At 63.0% G+C, this 21,502-nt stretch carries 25 protein-coding genes; 15 read left to right on the forward strand and 10 right to left on the reverse strand.

What is annotated here, in order from left to right; translation table 11 throughout:
- The first annotated feature begins 23 nt into the window (after positions 1-23).
- The gene (locus ACQ5BM_RS22340) at positions 24-731 is read left to right on the forward strand and encodes an NYN domain-containing protein (protein ID WP_429816077.1); all 708 of its coding nucleotides are present in this window, start codon (positions 24-26) and stop codon (positions 729-731) included.
- Positions 732-756: 25 nt separating this feature from the next.
- Here ACQ5BM_RS22340 and ACQ5BM_RS22345 read toward each other — a convergent pair whose 3' ends face one another.
- The 3 genes from ACQ5BM_RS22345 to ACQ5BM_RS22355 form a co-directional block, all read right to left on the reverse strand.
- Positions 757-1,149, reverse strand: a complete 393-nt coding sequence (locus ACQ5BM_RS22345; protein ID WP_429816079.1) for a DUF779 domain-containing protein — start codon at positions 1,147-1,149, stop codon at positions 757-759.
- Between the two features lie 153 nt (positions 1,150-1,302).
- Complete coding sequence (gene adh, locus ACQ5BM_RS22350) at positions 1,303-2,811, reverse strand: aldehyde dehydrogenase (protein ID WP_429816082.1); 1,509 nt, start codon at positions 2,809-2,811, stop codon at positions 1,303-1,305.
- A gap of 254 nt (positions 2,812-3,065) precedes the next feature.
- Entirely contained in the window at positions 3,066-4,022 is a 957-nt protein-coding gene (locus ACQ5BM_RS22355) for a helix-turn-helix domain-containing protein (RefSeq protein ID WP_429816085.1), read from the reverse strand.
- A 248-nt stretch (positions 4,023-4,270) separates the two neighbouring features.
- On the opposite strand from ACQ5BM_RS22355, the gene ACQ5BM_RS22360 reads away from it, so the two are divergent.
- From ACQ5BM_RS22360 to ACQ5BM_RS22385, 6 genes are all read left to right on the forward strand, one after another.
- Positions 4,271-5,452 carry a benzoate/H(+) symporter BenE family transporter gene (locus ACQ5BM_RS22360; protein ID WP_429816088.1) on the forward strand — a complete coding sequence of 394 codons (1,182 nt, stop codon included), beginning with the start codon at positions 4,271-4,273 and terminating at the stop codon, positions 5,450-5,452.
- Positions 5,453-5,607: 155 nt separating this feature from the next.
- Positions 5,608-6,216 (forward strand): 50S ribosomal protein L25/general stress protein Ctc, encoded by a 609-nt coding sequence (locus ACQ5BM_RS22365; protein WP_429816091.1) that lies wholly within the window; start codon positions 5,608-5,610, stop codon positions 6,214-6,216.
- 261 nt (positions 6,217-6,477) lie between these two features.
- On the forward strand, positions 6,478-8,862 hold the full coding sequence (locus tag ACQ5BM_RS22370) for a putative bifunctional diguanylate cyclase/phosphodiesterase (protein WP_429816644.1): 2,385 nt from the start codon (positions 6,478-6,480) through the stop codon (positions 8,860-8,862).
- 92 nt (positions 8,863-8,954) lie between these two features.
- Positions 8,955-9,689: a substrate-binding periplasmic protein gene (locus ACQ5BM_RS22375; protein WP_429816094.1), complete on the forward strand. Its 735-nt coding sequence runs from the start codon at positions 8,955-8,957 to the stop codon at positions 9,687-9,689.
- Positions 9,690-9,756: 67 nt separating this feature from the next.
- The gene (gene pth, locus ACQ5BM_RS22380) at positions 9,757-10,476 is read left to right on the forward strand and encodes an aminoacyl-tRNA hydrolase (RefSeq protein ID WP_429816097.1); all 720 of its coding nucleotides are present in this window, start codon (positions 9,757-9,759) and stop codon (positions 10,474-10,476) included.
- A gap of 3 nt (positions 10,477-10,479) precedes the next feature.
- On the forward strand, positions 10,480-10,932 hold the full coding sequence (locus tag ACQ5BM_RS22385) for a GNAT family N-acetyltransferase (RefSeq protein WP_429816100.1): 453 nt from the start codon (positions 10,480-10,482) through the stop codon (positions 10,930-10,932).
- A gap of 3 nt (positions 10,933-10,935) precedes the next feature.
- Here the strand turns inward: ACQ5BM_RS22385 and ACQ5BM_RS22390 are convergent, their stop codons facing one another.
- Complete coding sequence (locus ACQ5BM_RS22390; RefSeq protein ID WP_429816103.1) at positions 10,936-11,643, reverse strand: TetR/AcrR family transcriptional regulator; 708 nt, start codon at positions 11,641-11,643, stop codon at positions 10,936-10,938.
- A gap of 119 nt (positions 11,644-11,762) precedes the next feature.
- Here ACQ5BM_RS22390 and ACQ5BM_RS22395 point away from each other — a divergent pair, with 119 nt between their 5' ends.
- Complete coding sequence (locus tag ACQ5BM_RS22395) at positions 11,763-12,323, forward strand: GFA family protein (RefSeq protein ID WP_429816106.1); 561 nt, start codon at positions 11,763-11,765, stop codon at positions 12,321-12,323.
- On the forward strand, positions 12,307-12,609 hold the full coding sequence (locus ACQ5BM_RS22400) for a DUF6958 family protein (protein ID WP_429816109.1): 303 nt from the start codon (positions 12,307-12,309) through the stop codon (positions 12,607-12,609). Before ACQ5BM_RS22395 ends, ACQ5BM_RS22400 begins: the two co-directional genes overlap by 17 nt.
- A gap of 39 nt (positions 12,610-12,648) precedes the next feature.
- Here ACQ5BM_RS22400 and clpS read toward each other — a convergent pair whose 3' ends face one another.
- A complete protein-coding gene (gene clpS / locus ACQ5BM_RS22405) occupies positions 12,649-12,960 on the reverse strand; it encodes an ATP-dependent Clp protease adapter ClpS (RefSeq protein WP_057253114.1) in 312 nt (103 codons plus the stop codon).
- A gap of 201 nt (positions 12,961-13,161) precedes the next feature.
- Positions 13,162-13,728, reverse strand: coding sequence for a hypothetical protein (locus ACQ5BM_RS22410; protein WP_429816112.1), 567 nt, complete (start codon positions 13,726-13,728; stop codon positions 13,162-13,164).
- Positions 13,729-13,918: 190 nt separating this feature from the next.
- On the opposite strand from ACQ5BM_RS22410, the gene ychF reads away from it, so the two are divergent.
- The 4 genes from ychF (at position 13,919) to ACQ5BM_RS22430 (ending at position 16,628) form a co-directional block, all read left to right on the forward strand.
- Positions 13,919-15,022: a redox-regulated ATPase YchF gene (gene ychF / locus ACQ5BM_RS22415; RefSeq protein WP_429816115.1), complete on the forward strand. Its 1,104-nt coding sequence runs from the start codon at positions 13,919-13,921 to the stop codon at positions 15,020-15,022.
- A gap of 270 nt (positions 15,023-15,292) precedes the next feature.
- Positions 15,293-15,745: a MaoC family dehydratase gene (locus ACQ5BM_RS22420; RefSeq protein ID WP_429816118.1), complete on the forward strand. Its 453-nt coding sequence runs from the start codon at positions 15,293-15,295 to the stop codon at positions 15,743-15,745.
- On the forward strand, positions 15,745-16,215 hold the full coding sequence (locus ACQ5BM_RS22425) for a MaoC family dehydratase (RefSeq protein ID WP_429816121.1): 471 nt from the start codon (positions 15,745-15,747) through the stop codon (positions 16,213-16,215). The genes ACQ5BM_RS22420 and ACQ5BM_RS22425 overlap by 1 nt, the downstream gene beginning before the upstream one ends.
- Positions 16,216-16,415: 200 nt before the next feature.
- Positions 16,416-16,628 carry a hypothetical protein gene (locus ACQ5BM_RS22430; RefSeq protein ID WP_429816124.1) on the forward strand — a complete coding sequence of 71 codons (213 nt, stop codon included), beginning with the start codon at positions 16,416-16,418 and terminating at the stop codon, positions 16,626-16,628.
- Positions 16,629-16,752: 124 nt separating this feature from the next.
- On the opposite strand, the gene ACQ5BM_RS22435 is transcribed toward ACQ5BM_RS22430, so the two are convergent.
- Positions 16,753-17,295 carry an adenine phosphoribosyltransferase gene (locus ACQ5BM_RS22435; RefSeq protein ID WP_429816127.1) on the reverse strand — a complete coding sequence of 181 codons (543 nt, stop codon included), beginning with the start codon at positions 17,293-17,295 and terminating at the stop codon, positions 16,753-16,755.
- Between the two features lie 194 nt (positions 17,296-17,489).
- On the opposite strand from ACQ5BM_RS22435, the gene ACQ5BM_RS22440 reads away from it, so the two are divergent.
- Positions 17,490-17,675, forward strand: coding sequence for a DUF1059 domain-containing protein (locus tag ACQ5BM_RS22440; RefSeq protein ID WP_173517404.1), 186 nt, complete (start codon positions 17,490-17,492; stop codon positions 17,673-17,675).
- 29 nt (positions 17,676-17,704) lie between these two features.
- Here ACQ5BM_RS22440 and ACQ5BM_RS22445 read toward each other — a convergent pair whose 3' ends face one another.
- The 3 genes from ACQ5BM_RS22445 to ACQ5BM_RS22455 are packed head-to-tail and all read right to left on the reverse strand — an operon-like array spanning position 17,705 to position 20,213.
- Entirely contained in the window at positions 17,705-18,964 is a 1,260-nt protein-coding gene (locus ACQ5BM_RS22445; RefSeq protein ID WP_429816130.1) for a CCA tRNA nucleotidyltransferase, read from the reverse strand.
- A complete protein-coding gene (locus ACQ5BM_RS22450; RefSeq protein WP_429816133.1) occupies positions 18,961-19,593 on the reverse strand; it encodes a CoA pyrophosphatase in 633 nt (210 codons plus the stop codon). The genes ACQ5BM_RS22445 and ACQ5BM_RS22450 overlap by 4 nt, the downstream gene beginning before the upstream one ends.
- A complete protein-coding gene (locus tag ACQ5BM_RS22455; protein WP_429816136.1) occupies positions 19,590-20,213 on the reverse strand; it encodes a DUF1285 domain-containing protein in 624 nt (207 codons plus the stop codon). Before ACQ5BM_RS22455 ends, ACQ5BM_RS22450 begins: the two co-directional genes overlap by 4 nt.
- 274 nt (positions 20,214-20,487) lie before the next feature.
- On the opposite strand from ACQ5BM_RS22455, the gene ACQ5BM_RS22460 reads away from it, so the two are divergent.
- Entirely contained in the window at positions 20,488-21,501 is a 1,014-nt protein-coding gene (locus ACQ5BM_RS22460) for an AAA family ATPase (RefSeq protein ID WP_429816139.1), read from the forward strand.
- Position 21,502: the final 1 nt, after the last annotated feature.

The raw sequence follows: 21,502 nt of genomic DNA on the forward strand, positions 1-21,502 counted from the left end.
AAGAGACATGTCCGGGTGTAAGCATGGAACTTGGCTCTCCGGGGCGACGCGATCGCCTTGCGATATTGGTGGATGCCGACAACATCAGCTCCGATTTTCTGCCGTTCATTGTCCAAGAGGCATCGGCCATCGGCACCGCTATCATCAAGCGCGTTTACGGACACTTTGGCAGTGCTGCCATGGCAGCCTGGCAGCCTCTGCTCCATGAATATGCGTTCTCGTCGGTTCACGTCGTACCCGCCGCGAAGAGCAAGAACGCCACCGACTTGAAGCTGGCGATCGAAGCGATGGATATCTTGCATCGCGGACAAGTCGACGGTTTTTGCATCGCTTCCAGCGACAGCGATTTCACCTCACTCGCAAGCCGAATCCGAGAAGACGGCTTGTCCGTCTATGGCTTTGGCGAAAAGAAGGCTCCCAAGCCCTACGCGAATTCATGCAACCAGTTCATTTATTGCGATCACCTTCTTGTGAAAGGTGCAAAAGGCGATTTTAGTTCGAATAAGCCGGCAAAGCTGCCTCTAAAAGAAATCTTGACAGTTATTGACGAAGTGTTGGGCGACGACGGGTGGGCTCATCTCGGCAAAGTCGGTAGCGTGCTCAACAAACGCATATCGAATTTCTCGCCCCGAAAACACGGATTTGAGAACCTCAAGGCGCTGATGAAGAGTATTTCGTGCCTGGAGCACCGGCAGACCAGTCGCACGTCGTTCCACGTAAGGCGGAAATGAGGTTGTGTCGGCGCGTATAGGAGCGCTATTCACGCACGACGACGCACCCCTCGCCGCCATCAAACAGCCGCGACCGCGTCAGGAACCGCTTCTCCCGTCCATTGTCGAGCGAGAACATGCCGCCCCTGCCCGGCACCACGTCGATGATCAGTTGCGTGTGCTTCCAGACCTCGAACTGGCTGGCGCTGATATAGACGGGTACGCCGCCGATCTCGCCGAGCTTCACGTCATTGTCGCCGACGATGTAATCATCGGCCGGATAACACATGGGTGACGAGCCGTCGCAGCAACCGCCGGACTGGTGAAACAGGATATCGGGGTGAGCGCGCCGGATCTCGGCGATGAGATCGAGTGCCGCATCCGTCGCCAGCACGCGCGGTTCGTTGACCTCTGTTGTTCCTGTCATTTCGATGGGCATCGCAAGCCTCCCTGATCGGGCGCATTCTGCATTGGCCGGCTGAGGCGCGGGTGGAGAGCACGCCTCAGCCGCCGCTCGAGCTCGAGGAAGGGTGGAGACGACCTCCCTCCCGCTCGTGTTGCCTTCCCCGGCGGCGGGGAAGGCAGGTTCCGATCAGAAGAAGCCGAGCGCCTTCGGGCTGTAGCTCACCAGCATGTTCTTGGTCTGCTGGTAGTGATCGAGCATCATCTTGTGCGTCTCGCGGCCGATGCCGGACTGCTTGTAGCCGCCGAAGGCCGCGTGGGCCGGATAGGCGTGATAGCAATTGGTCCAGACGCGGCCGGCCTGGATTTCACGGCCGAAGCGGTAGCAGCGGTTGGCATCGCGGCTCCAGACGCCGGCACCGAGGCCGTAGAGCGTGTCGTTGGCGATCTCCAGCGCCTCGGCTTCCGTCTTGAAGGTGGTGACCGAGACGACCGGCCCGAAGATTTCCTCCTGGAAGATCCGCATCCTGTTGTGCCCGCGGAAGACGGTCGGCTTGACGTAGAAGCCTTCCGCCAGTTCGCCTTCCAGCACATTGCGGCCGCCGCCGGTCAGCACTTCGGCGCCCTCCTGCTTGCCGATGTCGATATAGGAGAGGATCTTCTCGAGCTGCTCGCTCGACGCCTGCGCGCCGATCATCGTGGCGCTGTCGAGCGGATTGCCCTGGCGGATCGCCTCGACGCGCTTCACTGCCCGCTCCATGAAGCGGTCATAGATGCTCTCCTGCACCAGCGCGCGGCTCGGGCAGGTGCAGACTTCGCCCTGGTTCAGCGCGAACATGGCAAAGCCTTCGAGTGCCTTGTCGAAATAGTCGTCGTCCTCGGCGAGCACGTCGGCGAAGAAGATGTTCGGCGACTTGCCGCCGAGTTCCAGCGTCACCGGAATGAGGTTCTGGCTGGCATATTGCATGATCAGCCGGCCGGTCGTGGTCTCGCCGGTAAAGGCGATCTTGGCAATGCGCGGGCTGGTGGCGAGCGGCTTGCCGGCCTCAAGGCCGAAGCCGTTGACGATGTTGAGCACGCCCGCCGGCAGCAGATCGCCGATCAGTTCCGCCCAGACGAGGATCGAGGCCGGCGTCTGCTCGGCCGGCTTCAACACGACGCAGTTGCCGGCGGCAAGCGCCGGCGCCAGCTTCCACGCCGCCATCAGGATCGGGAAGTTCCAGGGAATGATCTGGCCGACGACGCCGAGCGGCTCGTGGAAGTGATAGGCGACCGTGTCGTGGTCGATCTCGCCGATCGAGCCTTCCTGGGCGCGGATGCAGGCGGCGAAGTAGCGGAAATGATCGATGGCGAGCGGAATGTCGGCGGCCATGGTCTCGCGGATCGGCTTGCCGTTGTCGAAGGTTTCGGCCCGCGCCAGGAGTTCGAGATTGTCCTCCATGCGGCCGGCGATCTTCATCAGGATGTTGGAGCGCTCGGCGGCCGAGGTCCGGCCCCATTTCTCGCGAACCGCATGGGCGGCATCAAGCGCCAGCTCGATATCGGCGGCGTCCGAGCGTGCCACCTGGCAAAGCACACCGCCCGTCACCGGCGTCGTGTTGTCAAAGTAGCGGCCGGCCACCGGCTCGCGCCATTCGCCGCCGATGAAGTTGCCGTATTTCTGCTTGAACGGGCTTTCGACGATCTTCTGATGCAACATGGTCATTCCTCCCTGAGAACCAGCAACCGAGCTGTGAGAGGAAGGTGAGGCGGATCCGTCATCTTCGATAGTGAGGCGCAATCGCCCGCAAGACGATCTGTTTCAGAATTGAGACAGCTTGGCTCCATCGAGCGTGCTGCAATGCAGCAAACAGGGAACGGCAACCGTCAGAAGCTGCCCGCCATCTTCGGGGACCTTCTCCCCGTCACAACGGGGAGAAGGTCGGGATGAGGGCATTCTCCACGATGAGGAGATCAATTCACCGAAAGCCGCTTCATCTTGCGGTAAAGCGTGGCGCGGCTGATGCCGAGCAGTTCTGCCGCCATGGAGACGTTGCCGTTGGCGCGCGAAAGCACACGTCGAAGCGCGGCACGTTCCGCATCGGGAAGCTCGGCGGCATCGCCGGACGTGTCTTCCCTCAGAAGATCGGAGGCCGGAACCCCGGCAGCAATGCGTTTGTCGTCGAGATCGAGCCATTGCCGCGCAGCACGTGTGGCGCCGAGCACGAGGTCATCGCGGTCGACGGCGAGAAGCGCTGGCCCGGCGCGATCCACCGGCACCAGCACGATGCGCGCACTGGCAAAGGCGCGGCGGAAGAGGCCGGCCTCGATGCGCGCGGCGGCATCGCGAACCGCCTGCGACAGGATCGACATGGTGATCTCGGAGGCATCGTCGCGGCAGGTGGAAATGTCGATGGCCGCCGCCAGCCGGCCGCGATGGTCGCGGATCGGCGCGGTCGCACAGCTCAGACCGATGTTGCGGCTGAGGAAATGCTGGTCGCGCTGGATGACGACGGCGCGCTCGTCGGCAATCGCCGTGCCGATGCCGTTGGTGCCGACGCTCGCCTCGCTCCACACCGTTCCCGACCAGAGCCCGACGCCCCGAAAATCCGCGTCGTCGCCGACCGCGCCGCGCCGTTCGAGCGCCACGCCATCATTATCCGTGAGGAGCAGGCAGCAGCCGGCCTTGCCGACGGTCGCAAACAACCGGTCGAGCTCGATGCCGGCCTCCGCCAGCAATTCACCCGAACGTTCGCGGACGGAGAGAAACTCGCTGTCCAAGAGCCGAAGCGGCGTACGCGCTTCCTCCGGAGCAAGCTTGTGCAGGGTCATGCAGCGGCGCCAGGACGCCGCCACCGGCGAACTCGCCGCGGCCGAAGACTGGTGCGCGACCCGATAGACAAGTTCCGAATGATCCCTGACGACAGGCATCGCCTTCCTCCCTGAAAGCGTCGACCGGCGAAGACCGATGCGGCCGATCTCCCAAACGGCGCACCTGCTTGGGCGGCACTATAGCCAACGATCTCCGCAAAGGTCCAGCCAGACGAAGGTTCGAGATCCCAAGTACCCGTCAGCGAGTTTGATCGGTGCATCACGCCGCCGATATCGACAGCCGGCCCGAATGTGGTAGGCGAAAGGATCAATCGCCGCGACTCAACCAACAACAGCCGGTTGCCGCCATGTTTCGTGACTTTTCGCTCCAGAGCCTTTTCATGGGCCTGCTGATCGCCTTCGTCGGCTTCGCCAGTTCCTTCGCCGTCGTTCTGCATGGGCTGACCGGCGTCGGCGCCAGCGAAGCACAGGCCGCCTCCGGGCTGATGGCGCTGTCGATCTCCATGGGCGTCTGCGCGATCGTCATCAGCGCCGTCACGCGGCTGCCGGTCAGCATCGCCTGGTCGACGCCGGGTGCCGCGCTGCTCGCGAGCGCCGGGATCATCGAGGGCGGCTTCAATGCTGCCGTCGGCGCCTTTCTCGTCTGTGGATTGCTCGTCGTCATCGCCGGCCTCTGGAAACCGCTCGGCCGTCTGGTTTCGACCATCCCTGCCCCGCTCGCCAATGCCATGCTCGCCGGCGTGCTGCTCAGCCTCTGCTTCGCGCCGGTCAAGGCGATTGCCTTCAATCCTCTCTTGGGATTGCCGATCCTGATTGCCTGGGCAGTCGTCGGCAGCGTCAACAAGCTCTATGCGGTGCCTGCCGCGCTCGTCGCCTTCGTGCTCGTCATCGCCTTCGGTGTCGAGATCCCCGAAGGAGCCCTTTCCTCCCTGTCATCCGCGCTGGTGCCGACCGTCGAGTTCGTGACCCCGCAGTTCAATGTCGCCGCCATGGTCAGCATTGCCCTGCCGCTCTTCATCGTCACCATGGCCTCGCAGAACATCCCCGGCATCGCGGTCCTGAAGGTCAACGACTATCACCCCGCCCCCGGCCCGCTGTTCGCGACGACCGGTGTCTTCTCCATGCTGAGCGCTCCCTTTGGCGGCCATGCCGTCAACCTTGCGGCGATCACGGCGGCCATGTGCGCCGGCAGCGATTCCCATCCCGATCGCGGCAGGCGCTACTGGTCCGCGATCAATGCCGGCGCCTTCTATATTCTCTTCGGCCTGCTTGCCGGCGTCGTCACCACCTTCGTCAGCCTTGCGCCCTCCATCCTGATCGAGGCGGTCGCCGGTCTCGCCCTCGTCGGCGCCTTCGCCAGTTCCGCCATGGCCGCCTTCACCGAGGCGAAGACCCGCGAGGCCGCGGCCATCACCTTCCTGGTCACGGCCTCCGGCGTCAGTTTCGGCGGCGTTTCCGGCGCCTTCTGGGGTCTGATCGCCGGCGGGTTGATGCTGGCGCTGGCGCGCCTCACCCGCAAAAAGGCCTGAACCCGCGGCAAAGCTTGCATTTGCGGGCGATCTCGTCTATGCACCGCGCGTCCGCGTAGACACCCTTGGAGGCAACGCGGATGAAGCCCATGCGGCTTCGGTTCATCCGGCGTGTCGGATGAGCTCTCCAGAATTAGACATAGAAAGGTCTACCCATGAGCCACGCAACTTACGAGCTCAAGGCCGAGACGCGCGAACGGGTTGGTAAGGGGTCCTCCCGTGAACTTCGCCGCAACGGTCTTATCCCGGCTGTCATCTACGGTGACAAGCAGGCCCCCCTTTCCATCGCACTCTCCACCAAGGAAGTGACGATGAAGATCCACGCCGGCGGTTTCATGACCACCGTCGCAACCATCGACGTCAACGGCGAAAAGATCCGCGTCCTGCCGAAGGACTACCAGCTGGATCCGGTCCGCGACTTCACCATGCATGTCGACTTCCTGCGCGTCTCCAAGGACAGCCAGGTCACCGTTGAAGTTCCGGTTCACTTCGTGAACGAAGAAAAGTCCCCGGGCCTCAAGGCCGGCGGCGTTCTCAACATCGTTCGCCACGAAGTCGAGCTCAACGTTTCGGCTGACGACATTCCGGAATTCCTGACCGTCGATCTCTCCGGCCTCAAGGTCGGCGACGCCGTTCACATTTCCAACATCAAGCTGCCGAAGGGTGCGACCCCGGTCATCACCGACCGCGATTTCACCGTTGCAACGCTTGTTGCTCCGGCCGGTGGCGTGAAGGAAGAAGCCGAAGGCGAAGCAGAAGCCTGATTGGCTTTCGGGTGACTGGCGAAAAGCCAGTCCCGCCGCACTTCATCGAGAGCCCGTCCCATTCGTTTGGGGCGGGCTTTTTGCATTGATCCACAGGCCCGTCGTCACCTGGCGCCGGCATCGCGTCTCATCATTTATCACGAAGCGATTTCAGCAACATTTAAGGTTTTGATGATGTTCTTCTGGCGGGGAAACTGGGGCTCAGACTGAAGAGAATCCGAATATGAGATGCGTGGCAGCACCTTCAAAGGCGTGCATCCGATGATGCACTCCGTGGAGAACCGATTTATTGCGATTGTCTGTGGCGCAATGCTCGTTTTCATTGCCCCGCTGCTCGTCCTCTTCCTGAGCATTTCCAGCGAACGCATCGCACGCGAGCGGATTCACAATATCGAACTGCTGATGGCCGCAAGCGCCGAGGCGCTGGGCAAGCCGATCTGGGATTTCGACAGCGACGGCATCAAGCACATCGCCCGCTCGCTGATAAACGGCACCGATATCCTCTCCGTCACCGTCCGCGACCAAACCGGCTCGATCCTCGCACAGATGCCGCTTGGCGGCGCCGTGCCCGGCGCCAAGGACCGGATCCTCGGCCTGCCCATTTCCTATCAGTCCATGGATGGGATGAAGGAGGTCGGCCGCATCGAAGTGAGAGTACCGACGCCCGGCCTTCTGTCGCAATTCAGCAAGGACGAGCTGGCGATCCTCGCCATCCTGCTCTTCGCCGTCGCCATCGTCTTCGCCGCAGCACTCGTCGGCAATCGCTTCACCGTGATGCGCCCGCTGATGCGCCTGACGGCGGCGATCGAGGCGACCCGGCGGCTCGGCTCGCGTCACCGCGTCGACTGGACCTCCGACGACGAAATGGGCGCGCTTGCCGCCAACTTCAACGAGATGCAGGACCGGCTCGAGCGCGAGGAGACGGAACTGAAAAATGCGCACGAACGTGTCACCGACATCTACAACCTGACGCCGGCCATGCTGTTTTCGCTCGACGTCGACGGGCGCCTGCTCGCCGTCAGCGACTATTGGCTGCTGGCGACCGGCTATGATCGCGACGACGTCATCGGCCGCGACTTCGTCGACTTCATCGACCAGCACTGGCACGAGATCTATCGCAGTTACGCCAAGACGATCGCCGTCGGCGATCACGAGATCCGCGAGGTCACGGTGCCGTTCCGCAAGGCGGACGACGAACTGATGACGGTCCTGATCCAGGAAACGAAGGCGATCGGCGAAGGCAGCCTGTCGCTCTCGGTCATGACCGATGTCACGGCGCTGAAGCAGGCGGAGAGCCGCAACCACACCCAGGCGATCACCGACCACCTCACCGGGCTGCTCAACCGCCAGGGGTTCGAGGCAGCCCTCGACGACGCAATCCGCCAGGCCGACGAATGCGGCATGCAGCTCGGCTGCCTGTTCATCGATCTCGACCGCTTCAAGTGGATCAACGACAATTTCGGCCACGCAGCCGGCGACGACGTGCTGCGCCACACGGTCGAGCTCATCCATGACGCGCTGCGCCCCGGCGACATCATGGCCCGTCTCGGCGGCGACGAATTCGCCATCCTGATTTCCGACACGGACGCCGCGGCGCTCGCGAGCGAGATCGGCGAGCGCATCGTTTCGGCGCTTCGCGAGCCGATGCCGATTGCCGGCAACGAACTCCTCGTCAGCGCCAGCGTCGGCATCTCGGTCTACCCAGCCCATGCGGAAAACGCTTCCGACTTGCTGCTCAAGGCGGATATGGCGATGTATGCGCGCAAGCATGATGGCAAGAACGGCCTGAAGCTGTTCGACGCCAGCATGCTCGACGCTTCCCGCGAACGCCATGAGATCGAACAGTGCATCGAAGCCGGGCTGAAGGACGACCACTTCGAGGCCTGGCTGCAGCCGATCGTCAGCCTTGCCGACGGGCAGATTGCCGGCTTCGAGGCACTGATGCGCCTCAACCACCCGGAAAAGGGCCTGATGCCGCCGGGCAAGATCATCGGCATCGCCGAGGAGACCGGCACGATCGCGCGCATCGGCGACCGCATCCTCGAGAAGGCGATCCGCCATCTGGCGGCGGTCTCCGAGCTGGACGGCACGCAGGATACCTATCTGGCCGTCAACTTCTCGCCGCTGCAATTCGAGCTGACGCTGCCGCACAAGCTCGCCGCCCTGCTGCTGAAGCACCATATTTCGCCCAGCCGGATCGTTGTCGAGATCACCGAGGCCGTGCTCATGCTCGACAATCCGGAAGTACATGCGGTGCTGAAACAGCTCAACGAATTCGGCTGTCGCATCGCGCTCGACGACTTCGGCACCGGCTATTCGTCGCTGAGCTACCTCAACCGTTTCCCGGTCGATATCGTCAAGGTCGACCAGTCCTTCACCCGTTCTCTAAGCTCAGGCACCGCCGACATCCGGCGCAAGAGCCGCATGCTGATCAAGGGTATCCGCACCATCTCGCACCAGATGGGCTGCACCGTCGTCGCCGAGGGCATCGAGACGAAGGAGCAATGGCAGCTCCTGCGCAAGCTGGGCGTCGATTGCGGCCAGGGCTATCTCTTCAGCCGACCGATGCCGATCGAAAGCATGCTGAAGATGCTGGAAAGCGACTCGGAAGCAAAGGCGGCGACGGCCGCAGGCAAGCGGGCATGATGTTCGGCGCCAGCGGCCACGACCCCGATGGAGGTTCGGGACGCGGGCGTGTCGCGCGGACACCACAACAAGCGGCAAAAGGAGGAAGGCACGTGAAGGCGCTGATCCCATTGTTTTTCCTCGGTCTCTTCACGACCGCGCAGGCGCAGACGATCAAGTTCGTCACCGAGGAGTACCCGCCTTACAATTTTTCGACCGAGAACGGTCCGAGCGGCGCCGCCGTCGACCAGGTCAAGCTGATCATGGAGCGGCTGAAACAGCCTTACACGATCGAGGTCCTGCCCTGGGCGCGAGCCTTCATGCTGGCCGAAACCGATCCCGCCTATTGCGTCTTCACCACTGGCCACGACGCCGAACGCGACAGGAAGTTCCAATGGGTCGAGCCGCTGCTCGTCGATCACATGGTGATGGTTCGCCACACCGGCTCCGACATAGCGCCGGCTTCGCTGGAAGCGGCGCGTCAGTATACCGTGGGCACGCAGCGCGAGGACTTCTCCGCAACCTATCTCAGGGACCACGGCTTTCCGAAGATCGACTATGCCGCCAACCTCGATTCCAGCCTGAAGAAGCTGATCGCCGGACGCGTCGACCTGCTGATGACATCGGAAAAGACCTTCCAGATCATGCGCGCCGAGGGCAAACCGGTCGAAGCGGCGCTCGTGCTCGAGGGCAAGCTCTATGGCATCGCCTGCCACCGCGACGTATCGCGGGCAACCATCGCCGCGATGCAGCGTGAACTTGACCGGCTGGTCGGCGACGGTACCCAGGACGAGATCTTCAAGCACTATGGCCTGACGCCGAATGCCAGCCTGCATGCCGAGAAATAAGCGTTGACTTCCCCCGGGCACGATGATTTGGGATGGCTCCACCCCGAAATCATCGACGCGTGACGACATGCTGATCATCGCAGGGCTTGGCAATCCAGGTTCGAAATACGCCGCCAACCGGCACAACATCGGCTTCATGGCGGTCGACGTCATTCACCGCCGGCACGGCTTTTCCTCCTGGTCGAAGAAGTTCAAGGCCGAGATCGCCGAAGGCGAGATCGCCGGCGAGCGCGTGCTCTTGATGAAACCGCAGACGTTCATGAACCTCTCCGGCGAGGCGGTCGGCGAGGCCATGCGTTTCTACAAGCTGCAGCCGAAGGACATCACCGTCATCTATGACGAGCTCGACCTGCCCGCCGCCAAGGCGCGGATCAAGGTCGGCGGCGGCCATGGCGGCCACAACGGCATCAAGTCGATCGACGCTCATTGCGGCAAGGACTATCGTCGTCTGCGCCTCGGCATCGGCCATCCCGGCGTCAAGGATCTGGTGCACGCCCATGTGCTCGGCGATTTCGCCAAGGCCGACCAGACCTGGCTGGTGCCGCTGCTCGACGCGATCGCCGACAATGCCGACATGCTGGTGCGCGGCGAGGATTCCCAGCTCCTGAACAAGATCGCGCTCGCGACCGGCGGCAAGCCGGAAGCGGACAAGCCCGAATCCTCGAAGAAGCAGGGCGCGCAATCGCACATCCATCAGGCGCGCAATTCAGCCCAGCCGAAGAAGCTGCCGGCGACCGGCCCGATGGCCGATATGCTGAAGAAGATGTTCGGGTCGAAGGGAGACTGAGGCGTGTCGAGCCCGGCCCTGACCATCCGCACCGCATCGGCTGGCGACCTGTCCGATCTTCTTGCCCTCTACCGCGAGCTGAACCCAGACGACCCGGCGCTCGATGCGGCGCTGGCCGCCGAGCGCTTTGCAGCGATCGATGCCCAACCCGGCATGACGGTTTTCATCGGTCTTGCCGGCGATATCGCCGCCACCTCGGTCACGCTTGTCGTCGTGCCGAATCTGACGCGGGCCGGCGCGCCCTACGCATTGGTCGAAAACGTCGTCACCGCAGCCGCCTTTCGGCGGCAGGGCTTTGCCGGGGCGCTTATCCGGCACGCCATCGCCAAGGCCTGGGACACTGGTTGTTACAAGGTGATGCTGCTGACGGGATCAAAAGATCCCGCGACGTTACGATTTTATGAGAACTGTGGCTTCAAGCAGGACAAGACCGGTTATCAGATCCGGCGTCCCTGACCGTCACTCATCCGGCTCGGTCATGATGTTCGGATCGAATGGCCGTGCGGGGCATGCCTCAACCGAGACGGCCACGGCCGCGTCGTCCACTCGATGCGCAGCAAGGAAGATCCGCACCGCTTCCTCCGCATGCGATTTCAAAGCCTCCGGCGCTGGAATGGCGCTATCGCCGAGCAGCATGGCGTCGTTCACCGGTCCACCCATGACGAGCCAGTTGAAGAACCCGCCGGCCACCTCAGTATCCTTCACCCGGATGTCGCCCTTCTCGCTATAGCGCTTGAAGGCGGCCGCAAGCCGCCTGATCGAACGCATCGGCCCGCGCTCGTGCAATGCTTCGCCGAGCTGTGGAAAGCGCTCGACCTCGGCGATCACCAGGCGCCGCACCTGCATCAGCCGCGGCGTCATCACGATCGTCAGCAACTGGGTGGCATAGTCGAGCAGGAATTCCTCGATCGGCTCATCGCCTTCAGGGTCGGCGACCTGCTCCTGAAACTCGTCGCCGGCGCCACCGGTCATGCTGCGCACGACTTCCAGAAACAGCGCCTCCTTGCTCTGGAAATGGGAATACACCGTCTGTTTCGATACCTCCGCGGTCGCCGCGATCTCATCCATGTTGGTGCCGAGAAAGCCGTGCTTCAGGAAGAGATCGCTCGCCGCCGCCACGATCGCCCTGCGGGTGCGCTCCATGCGCGTCTTTGCGCCGTTGCTCAAACCTGCCCTTCCCCCTGCCTTACGTCAGCAAATCACTTGCCACCTAGGATAGGCCAGTCGGATTGACAAATCAAACTGGACGGTCCAGTCTAGTTGATGAAACGGGATCGGGGAGAGCCATGGTCAAGCCGCAAGCAAGAAATCGCATCGCCGCCTGCCGCTGCGGGCTGGTTGCCTTTGAAGCCGTCGGCGAGCCGATCGTCGGCGCCGCCTGCTACTGCACCAGTTGCCGCACCGCCGGCGAGCGCTTCGAGGCTCTGCCCGAAGCGTCGCCGGTGCTGGAAGCCGATGGCTCGACGCGCTTCGCGCTCTACCGGAAGGACAGGATCCGCTGTATCCGGGGCGGCGACCTGCTGCGCGAGCATCGGTTGACGCCAACGGCGCCGACGCGCAGGGTCATTGCGAGCTGCTGCAACGCCGCCATGTTCCTAGAATTCAAGGGCGGCCACTGGCTGAGCGTCTACAACCAGCGCTTCGCCCCGGATGACCAGCCGCCGCTCGAAATGCGGACCATGACAAAAGATCGCAAGGCGGGCGTCGAATTCACCGACACGTTGCCGAGCTACAAGACGCATTCGGGCCGGTTCATGTGGCGGCTGCTGAAGGCCTGGGCCGCCATGGGCTTCAAGGCGCCGGAGATCGACTATGTGAAAGGCGAGGCCAATGGCATCCGGGGCTGAGAAGATCGAGATCGAAAATATCGTATCGCCCGGCCACAAATACCGCGTCGACCGGGTGAAATACGAGGCGATGCGAAAAGCCTTGCTGGCGGTGCTGCCAGCGGCCGCACCGGGCCTCACAGTTGCCGAAGCGAAGGAAAAGCTGCTGCCGCTCCTGCCGCAGGACCTCTTTCCCGAGGGGGCAAAGGCCGGCTGGTGGCTGAAGGCGGCTCAGCTCGACCTCGAGGCCAAGGGCACGATCGAGCGAGAAGCGACCAAGCCGCTTCGTCTGCACAGGAACGCATAAAGCAGGCCGGCAGCAGCCGGGCATGGTCGGCGCCGGCCGCTATTCCTCGGGCTCGGTGGTGAAGAGCAATGGAAAACCCGCTTCCTTGGCGAGATCGGTCGCCGCCTTGGCCTTGGTTTCGGCAATGTCGCGCACGCAGACGACGACCACCGAAGTGCCCATCTTGTGCGCCGTCATCATCACGCGATAACCCGCCTCCTCACTCATATGGAACACGGCCTTGAGCACGCCAACGACGAATTCCCGCGGCGTGTAATCGTCATTGAGCAGCATGACCTTGTAAAGCTTCGGCCGTTCGAGCTTCGGCTTGACCTTCACTTTGACTTTTCTGGCAACTTCGTTGTCACTCATCGGAACCACCCCGTTGATGACAGAAAGGACGGCACGGCCGCCACCGCATGGCTTCTTAAATCGAAATGGATTCAAGGACAGATCCGGGCAGCAGATCTCAGTGTCGCAGCGGACTCTCGCTAAGATCGCGCGCCGCACGATGCGCACTATCCTACGGGCAGGCGCACCGATCAAGCAAAAGCCGGATTCCAGTTACAGCTATCAGCGGCCGCGCCAGTGGCCGACGAACATCACCGCCGCCTCGTCGCAAGAGCGGGCCCGCTCCAGCGCCGCCTCGGGCGTCTGCTTGCGCGCGAGAAGCGCATGATAGAAGCAATGGACGAAGAGCGGCGCATCGGCCCCTTCGGGCGAACCGTCGGGAGCGACATAGAGTGCTGCCCCTCCCTTCCCGACGATGGCATCGGCGAACGCCTTGCCGCCGGTTTCGCAGCAGGTGCTGAGAACGATCTTGCCGTCGAGCCGGGCGTGCTCTGCGACCACCGAGGGCGGCAGACTTCCTTCGACCAGCATCGAGGTGTCGATATCCTCGATATATTCGCCGAAGACGAAACCGTTTTCGTCGCCGTGGCCGCAGATGATCAGATGCTGATGCACGCGTTCACCGCCAGCGATCAGGGTCAGGAAATCCTCAGGCGTTCCCGGCAGATGCAGCGTGACGACGGCGCCAAGGCTCTCCAGCATGGAACGGATCAACAGGGCCTCCAGCGTGTCGCCGATATCGACGACAGCCACCGGCACGCGCGGGAACATGAACTTCTGGTCGATCAATGCAGGCTCCCCGGATTTTTCGCCGCCTCCACAGGGCCGGCGGAATTCTGAGGCGCATATGCGGCCCAAGGGTCGTGCGTTCAACGGCGCAAGCCCCTTATTTACCGTGAACAGGGCGTGCGCCCTTGACCAGGAAGCGCCCTTCCCGCATAGCCACGCCAACGGAATTTTAAGATACGGACGAGACCCCATGGGCTTCAAATGCGGTATTGTCGGACTGCCGAACGTCGGCAAGTCCACTCTCTTCAACGCGCTCACCAAGACGGCGGCCGCGCAAGCCGCCAACTATCCCTTCTGCACCATCGAGCCGAACACCGGCGAAGTGGCAGTGCCGGATCCGCGCATGCGCAAGCTTGCCGAAACTGCCAAGTCGAAGGAAATCATCCCGACGCGCATCTCCTTCGTCGACATCGCCGGCCTGGTGCGCGGCGCGTCGAAGGGCGAAGGCCTCGGCAACCAGTTCCTCGCCAACATCCGCGAAGTGGACGCCGTCGTTCACGTGCTCCGCTGCTTCGAGGATGACGACATCACCCACGTCGAAGGCCGCATCCATCCGGTCGCCGACGCCGAGACGATCGAGACCGAGCTGATGCTCGCCGACCTCGATAGCCTGGAGCGCCGCACCGAGCAGACTCGCAAGCGCGCCGTCGGCAAGGACAAGGAGTCCATGGCCCAGCTTCCGATCATGGAGGCCTCACTGAACCTGCTGCGCGAAGGCAAGCCGGTCCGCACCCTGCTTTCGAAGCTCGATGCCGAAGAACTGCGCATCCTGCAGGGGCTCAACCTCCTGACCGCGCATCCGGTTCTCTATGTTTGCAACGTCGCCGAAAGTGACGCTGCCGACGGCAACGAACACACCCGTGCCGTCGCCGAAATGGCCAAGGCCCAGGGCGCCGAGTCCGTCGTGATTTCGGCTGCCATCGAGTCGGAAGTGGCGCAGCTGCCGGATGAAGAGGCCAAGGAATTCCTCAGCGCGCTCGGCCTGGAAGAAGCCGGTCTCGACCGCCTGATCCGTGCCGGCTACAAGCTGCTCGACCTCATCACCTATTTCACCGTCGGCCCCAAGGAAACCCGCGCCTGGACGATCCAGCGCGGCACCAAGGCGCCGCAGGCTGCCGGCGTCATCCACTCGGATTTCGAACGCGGTTTCATTCGCGCCAACACCATCGCCTATGACGACTACATCGCGCTCGGCGGCGAAACCGGCGCCAAGGAAGCTGGCAAGGCGCGCGACGAAGGCAAGGAATACGTTGTCCAGGACGGCGACGTCATCCACTTCCGCTTCAACACGTAAGTGTTGCGGCGGTCTTGCGCGACACGCGCAAGATCAAGGACCAGGCGCGATGCAAGGAGTGCAGCGCGCGACGAACTCGGCATTTCGGCGCGGCATGCAACCGCGCCGTAATCGTTTCCGGCAACAGGTCCATGATCATGCGGCGCAGTCGCTGCCGGAGGGTGCCGATGACGTCGAGGCCGGCATCCGGCCATCCCGCTCAAATCGATTCCGCTCCGCGAAATTATGCAGTAGGTAAGGCGGCAACAAATCAGACGGGACAACTCAAGCATGCTGTATTTCGAGGATTTTTCCGAAGGGCGGCGTTTCGACTACAAGCCGGTCGAGATGAAGCCGGCGGAGATGATCGCCTTCGCCAGCGAGTTCGACCAGCAGCCGATGCATCTCGACGAGGAAGCGGGAAAACGCAGCATCCTAGGTGGTCTTGCAGCGTCCGGCTGGCACACCAGCGCCGTCGGCATGCGCATGATGCTCGACGCCTTCATGGGCGACTCGACGTCCCAGGGTTCGCCCGGCATCGACTTCATGGACTGGAGGAAACCGGTTATCGCTGGAGACGTCCTCACCGGCTTCAGCCTCGTGCTCGAGGCGCGGCGCTCGCGGTCGAAGCCTGAGCTCGGCATCGTCAAGTTCCGCAACGAAATCACCAACCAGACGGGTGAACCCGTGGCGATCTCCGAATGTACGGTTCTCTTTCGCGCCCGCGAGAAGGGCCAGGCCTGATGATGACGATGGAAGAATTTTACGCCGCCCGGGCCAAGACTGCCATCGGCAGCCTGACTTTCACGGCCGAGGACATCATCCGCTTCGCTCGCGACTTCGACCCGCAGCCTTTCCATCTCGATGAAGAAGCGGCGCGGCATTCGCTGTTCGGCGGGCTCTGCGCATCGGGCTGGCATACCTCAGCCGGTTGGATGCAATGCTTCGTCCGCTTCTGGAAGAACGAGCAGCGCCGGCTTGCCGCCGAGGGGCTGCGTGCGCCGAACCTCGGCCCCTCGCCCGGCTTCCGCGACCTCAAATGGCTGAAGCCGGTCTATGCCGGAGACACCGTCACCTATTTCGTGACCTTCCTCGAAAGCCGCTCGCTCAACTCGAAACCCGGCTGGCGGATCAACACGATCCTGTGCGAAGGCGACAACCAGCATGGCGAGGCGGTGATCCGCTTCGAGAGCAAGGTGATCGAGTTCGTCTGACGCGGCGATGGCCGCCCCGCCTACAGTGCCACGCTGCTTTTAAGAGGCGCCAAGATCGCTGTAACACCTTGAACCGCCGCACCTCCATAAATTCGCCGCTGACCAGAGATAGACTGTCTATTCGCAAGCAAGGTCGCGCGCCGTCGGCCGCGTCTCCGGCGGCTTGAGGGCGACGAACCGCTCGTAGCGGAGGAGTAGCCATGGAAAAAACCCATGTCCGCGAACTGGCGGACGAATATATACGTCTCGGCGGTCACCGTCGTGTCGTCATAGACGACAACCAAACATCGGTCAGAAGCTGGGAAGAAGAGCCGCCGGAAGCCGAAAGCTTCTGGCAGAAGGAAGTGGAAACACTGCCACCGGCAACACAGCGTGAAGTGCAGCTGATGTTGCGGACGATCAATCGGCTCTAGCGCAGAGACGAGAAAGGGCGCAGCATTCGCCCCGCTCTATGGCGTCGCGCGTCTTATCACGCGCGACGGTGGCCGATTTGCTGCATATCTGCGTCCCGACGACATGCAGGAATCGCCGGATTGATCAATGGCCTTCGAATTCGATCAGCGTCCGGACGTTGACGCCGAGCGCTTCGAGCTTCTTACGTCCGCCGAGTTCGGGCAGATCGATGACGAAACAGGCCGCTACGATTTCGGCGCCCATCTGCTTCAGAAGCTTGGTAGCGGCTTCCGCCGTGCCGCCGGTTGCGATCAGGTCGTCGACGAGGATCACCTTTTCACCCGGTCGGATCGCATCCTTGTGCATCTCCATCTCGTCGACGCCGTATTCCAGGCTGTAGGCGATGCGCACGGTGTCGTGCGGCAGCTTGCCTTTCTTGCGGATCGGCACGAAGCCCGACGAAAGCTGGTGTGCGATCGCGCCACCGAGAATGAAACCGCGCGCCTCGATGCCGGCGATCTTATCGATCTTGGTACCGGCGTAGGGATGTACCAGCTCGTCAATCGCGCGGCGAAAGGCGCGTGGATTACCGAGCAGCGTGGTGATATCGCGAAACATCACGCCCGGCTTCGGATAATCAGGAATGTTCCGGATGGCGGAGATCAGTTCCGATTGAACGGTGGTCATGGGCAAAAGGGCCTTTGCGTCTCTTGTTACCGCAAACCCATAACACCATCGGCACGCTTGTCGATAATGCTTTCTGCTCGCGCGCCCGGCTGGAACAATTTGGCCGCCTCGGGGGTTGATGCTACTCTATTTGCGCGGTCGCCCGGCTGGCGCACCGCGCTCTCGCATCAAACTTACACAGGGAAGGAAGCACCATGCGCCTGTTTGAATGCGGTTCACTCGTCCCGGGTTGCGAATGGCACACGCGCGCCGACAACGATGCCGAAATCGTGCGCCGCGTCGTGGAGCACATGCGCGAAACGCACGGCGAGACGATCATCCGCGAAAACATGATCGAAAACATCAAGGCCCGGATCACCGACGAATCCAAGGCGGCGTAGCCGTCCTCTAGGCGGCGTAAGCCGTCCGATCAGTCCGGCCGCACCATGGCTTCGAGCCGGGCGACGAGGTTTGCCCGGTCGAGAGTGAAGTTGCGCTCGATCCAAAGATTTTCGAGTTCGCCGAGGATTTCCCCCACTCTTGGGCCGGCCGGCACGCCGGCCTTCAGCACGTCACCGCCACTCAGCGGAAAGCTTGGCCGTTTCCAGGCTTCCGCACGCGCCAATAGCCGGCGCAGCGCCGCGGTTTCCGACAACAATGCCGGATCGCCTTCCGACTTGCGCCGCGCCGTTGCCAGCGCCAGCCGCAGCCGGACGACAATCCCCTCCGCGCCATGACGATAAAGCAGCCGGTCGAAGGCCGTATCGGCGGTCGCCGCCGGGACCGCCGGCGCCTTGGCCCAGCGACCGAAATAGGCAGCCTCGACCTTCGACAGACGCAGACGCTCCGCCATCGCCTCCAGCCGCTCCTCGTCCGGCGGCACGATTGCGGCCAGGCGCAGAAGCGGGCTCGGCGTCCAGCCAAAGGCCCGCTCGGCGGCAACGATATCCGGGATCGCGTCGATGCCCCATTTCTCCGTTTCCGGCAGAATCTCGGTCAGCACGCCGGCCTGGCGCATCCAAAGGAGCGCACGGCCGGGATCCTCGGCGGAGAGCAATTTCTTCGTTTCGGCCCAGACCCGTTCGGCCGAGAGCGTTGCAAGTTTCGAACGCGCCCTCGCGCAGGCGCGCAAGCCGTCGGCATCCGGTCGGCCGCTGCCGTAATGAGCGAAGAACCGGAAGAAACGCAGGATGCGCAGATAATCCTCGGCGACCCGCTCGGAAGCATCGCCGATGAAGCGTACCGTGCGGGTCTCGATATCCGCCAGCCCACCGACGTCATCGAACACTTCGCCGCGATCGTTGGCATAGAGTGCGTTGATCGTGAAATCCCGCCGCTCCGCATCCGCCTTCCAGTCGGTGCCGAACGCGACTTCCGCGCGCCGCCCATCGGTCTCAACGTCGCGGCGGAGCGTCGTGACTTCATAGGGTGTTGCGTCGATGACGAGCGTCACCGTGCCATGATCGATGCCGGTCGGCACCACCTTGATGCCCGCCGCCTTCGCCCGCTCGGACACGTCCTGCGGGCGCCAGGTGGTCGCCATGTCGATGTCGCCGGCAGGCAGGCCCATCAAGCTGTTGCGCACCGCGCCGCCGACGACCCTGACCTCGCCGCCCTCGACGTTCAGGACCTCGAAGACGCGGCGGAGAGAAGGCGATGAAAACCAGCCTTCGCCGGCAACGGAAATCATGCATAAAGCCTTTCATAGAGCATGCGGAGAATGCCGGCGGTGATACCCCAGATGTTGTAGTCGCCATAGGGCATTCGGTAGAAATGCCGTTCCTCGCCCTGCCAATGTCCGCGCCCGCGGGCGTGATTGCTCGGGTTCATCAGGAAGGACAGCGGCACCTCGAAGACGCTTTCGACCTCATCCGGATTGGCTGTCAGTTCGAAGCCGGGTTTCACCACCGCCAGCACCGGAGTGATGCGAAAACCGGACATGGCCATGTAATGCGGCAGCCGGCCGATGGTTTCGACAAAGCGCGGATCGAGACCGATCTCCTCCTGCGCCTCGCGGAGCGCTGCCACTTCGACGGACCGGTCCTCGGGATCGACAGCGCCCCCGGGGAAAGCCACCTGGCCGGAATGCTTGCGCAGGCTGGTGGTGCGCTGGGTCAGGATGACGCTCGCATCGTCGCCATCGTCGACAACCGGCACGAGAACGGCAGCGTCCTTCAGGTGCAGCGTCTCGAGATAAGGCACCATGCCGGGATTGAGCAGGAAGTCGCCATGATCGCGCCAGGCGGTTTCCACCGGCCCGCCCATCTGGGTCAGCGCGCGTCGACGGAACTCGTCAGCAGAGAAGAGATGCCGGTTCATCGGGAAAGCGCTTCCAACTCGACCGCCGGCATGATCGGGAAGACGGCGCCGGCGGAGCGCACGCAGAACATTTCCGTGCCGTCGACTTCAAGCGTCTCGCCGAGTTCGACGATGTCATACATCACCGGCCGGGAGACCAGTGCCTCCAGGCGTCCGCGCACATGTAGATATGGCTTCAGCTCCCGGTTCTCGCCATGGATGACGAAGCGCAGCGGGTGCTCCGGCCCCGCTTCGACCACGTCGCCGACATTGGTGCGGAAGGTCAGGACCTGGCCCTCTCCTCCATGCGTGACGCTCATCTCGACGGCGACGAAGGGGGCATCGACGATGCGGATGCCGACCTTTTCCACAGGAGTCACAAGATAGGTGCGCCCGTCCTCGTCCTTGCGCAGAACGGTGGAGAACAGTCTGACCAGGGGCTGCCGGCCGATCGGAGTGCCCAGATAGAACCAGGTGCCGTCGGCGCGAATCTCCATGTCGATGTCACCGCAGAACGGCGGATTCCAACGGTCCACCGGCGGCAGGCCGCGCGCCTTTTCGCCGGTCTGCCCGGCGGCACGCGCAATCAGCGCCGCCAGTCCGGCGGCATCGCCGGTTTGCTGAATTTCGGCTTCTGCCATTGTTCCGTCCCGTTTGACCCCGATTTTTGCATCGAGACCTTTGATATCTCACGAGATAGTGCGTCGGCGCCGACTTGTCAGCCGTCCGGCAGGGTCTAAATTGGAATTTGGCAACTGAAATCCCGGCTACCGTATAATTCCGTAAATCGGAATCGATTTAAGGACAAAATTATGCAGCAGCTCAAAATGTTACAGCGACCTTTGCACGTCTTATAAAGACGCGCGGCGCTGTAAGGCGATTCGGTTTAACAACGGGCGACCGGGGAGTACGACCATGACTGTAATGAAAGGCGCGGCCGACGCGATCGACGAGAAGGCGATTGTCGCCGCAGCCGAAAGCGCTCTCGGAGAAATCGCCCGGGTGCGTGCGGAAGTCGGCAAGGTCATCTTCGGCCAGGAAAGCGTCGTCGAGCAGACCCTGCTCGCCGTTCTCTCCGGCGGCCATGCCCTGCTCGTCGGCGTTCCCGGTCTTGCCAAGACGAAGCTCGTCGCCACGCTCGGCACGGTGCTCGGCCTTGATTCCAGCCGCGTGCAATTCACGCCCGACCTGATGCCCTCCGACATCCTCGGCTCCGAAGTCATGGACCAGGATGCGGCCGGCCACCGCTCGTTCCGCTTCATCCCCGGCCCGATCTTCACGCAATTGCTGATGGCCGACGAGATCAACCGCGCCTCGCCGCGGACGCAATCGGCGCTGCTGCAGGCAATGCAGGAGTATCACATCACCGTTGCGGGCGCGCGCAAGGATCTGCCCCAGCCTTTCCACGTGCTCGCCACCCAGAACCCCCTGGAGCAGGAAGGCACCTATCCCCTGCCTGAGGCGCAGCTCGACCGCTTCCTGATGCAGGTGGACGTCGGCTATCCGGACCTTTCCGCCGAGCGGCAGATCCTGCTCGAAACCACCGGCGTCGGCGAAGCGACCGCCCACCCGGTCATTGATGCCGCGCGGCTTCAGCAGATCCAGGCCCTCATCCGCCAGATGCCGGTCGGCGAAAAGGTGGTCGATGCGATCCTGTCGCTGGTGCGCTCTGCCCGTCCGGGCAACGGCAACGCCGCGACCGACAAGAACGTCGCCTGGGGTCCCGGCCCCCGCGCCGGCCAGGCGCTGATGCTCTGCGCTCGCGCTCGCGCGCTCTACGATGGCCGCCTGGCGCCGTCGATCGACGACATCCTGGCGCTCGCCGAGCCCGTGCTTCAGCACCGCATGGCGCTCACCTTCGCTGCCCGTGCCGAAGGCATGACCGTGCGCGACGTCATCGCCGGCCTGGTGAAGCAGGCCAGAGGCTAGG

Origin of the sequence: Ensifer sp. B1-9 (genome assembly GCF_050474445.1) — a bacterium.
In the GTDB taxonomy this organism is placed as follows: domain Bacteria; phylum Pseudomonadota; class Alphaproteobacteria; order Rhizobiales; family Rhizobiaceae; genus Ensifer.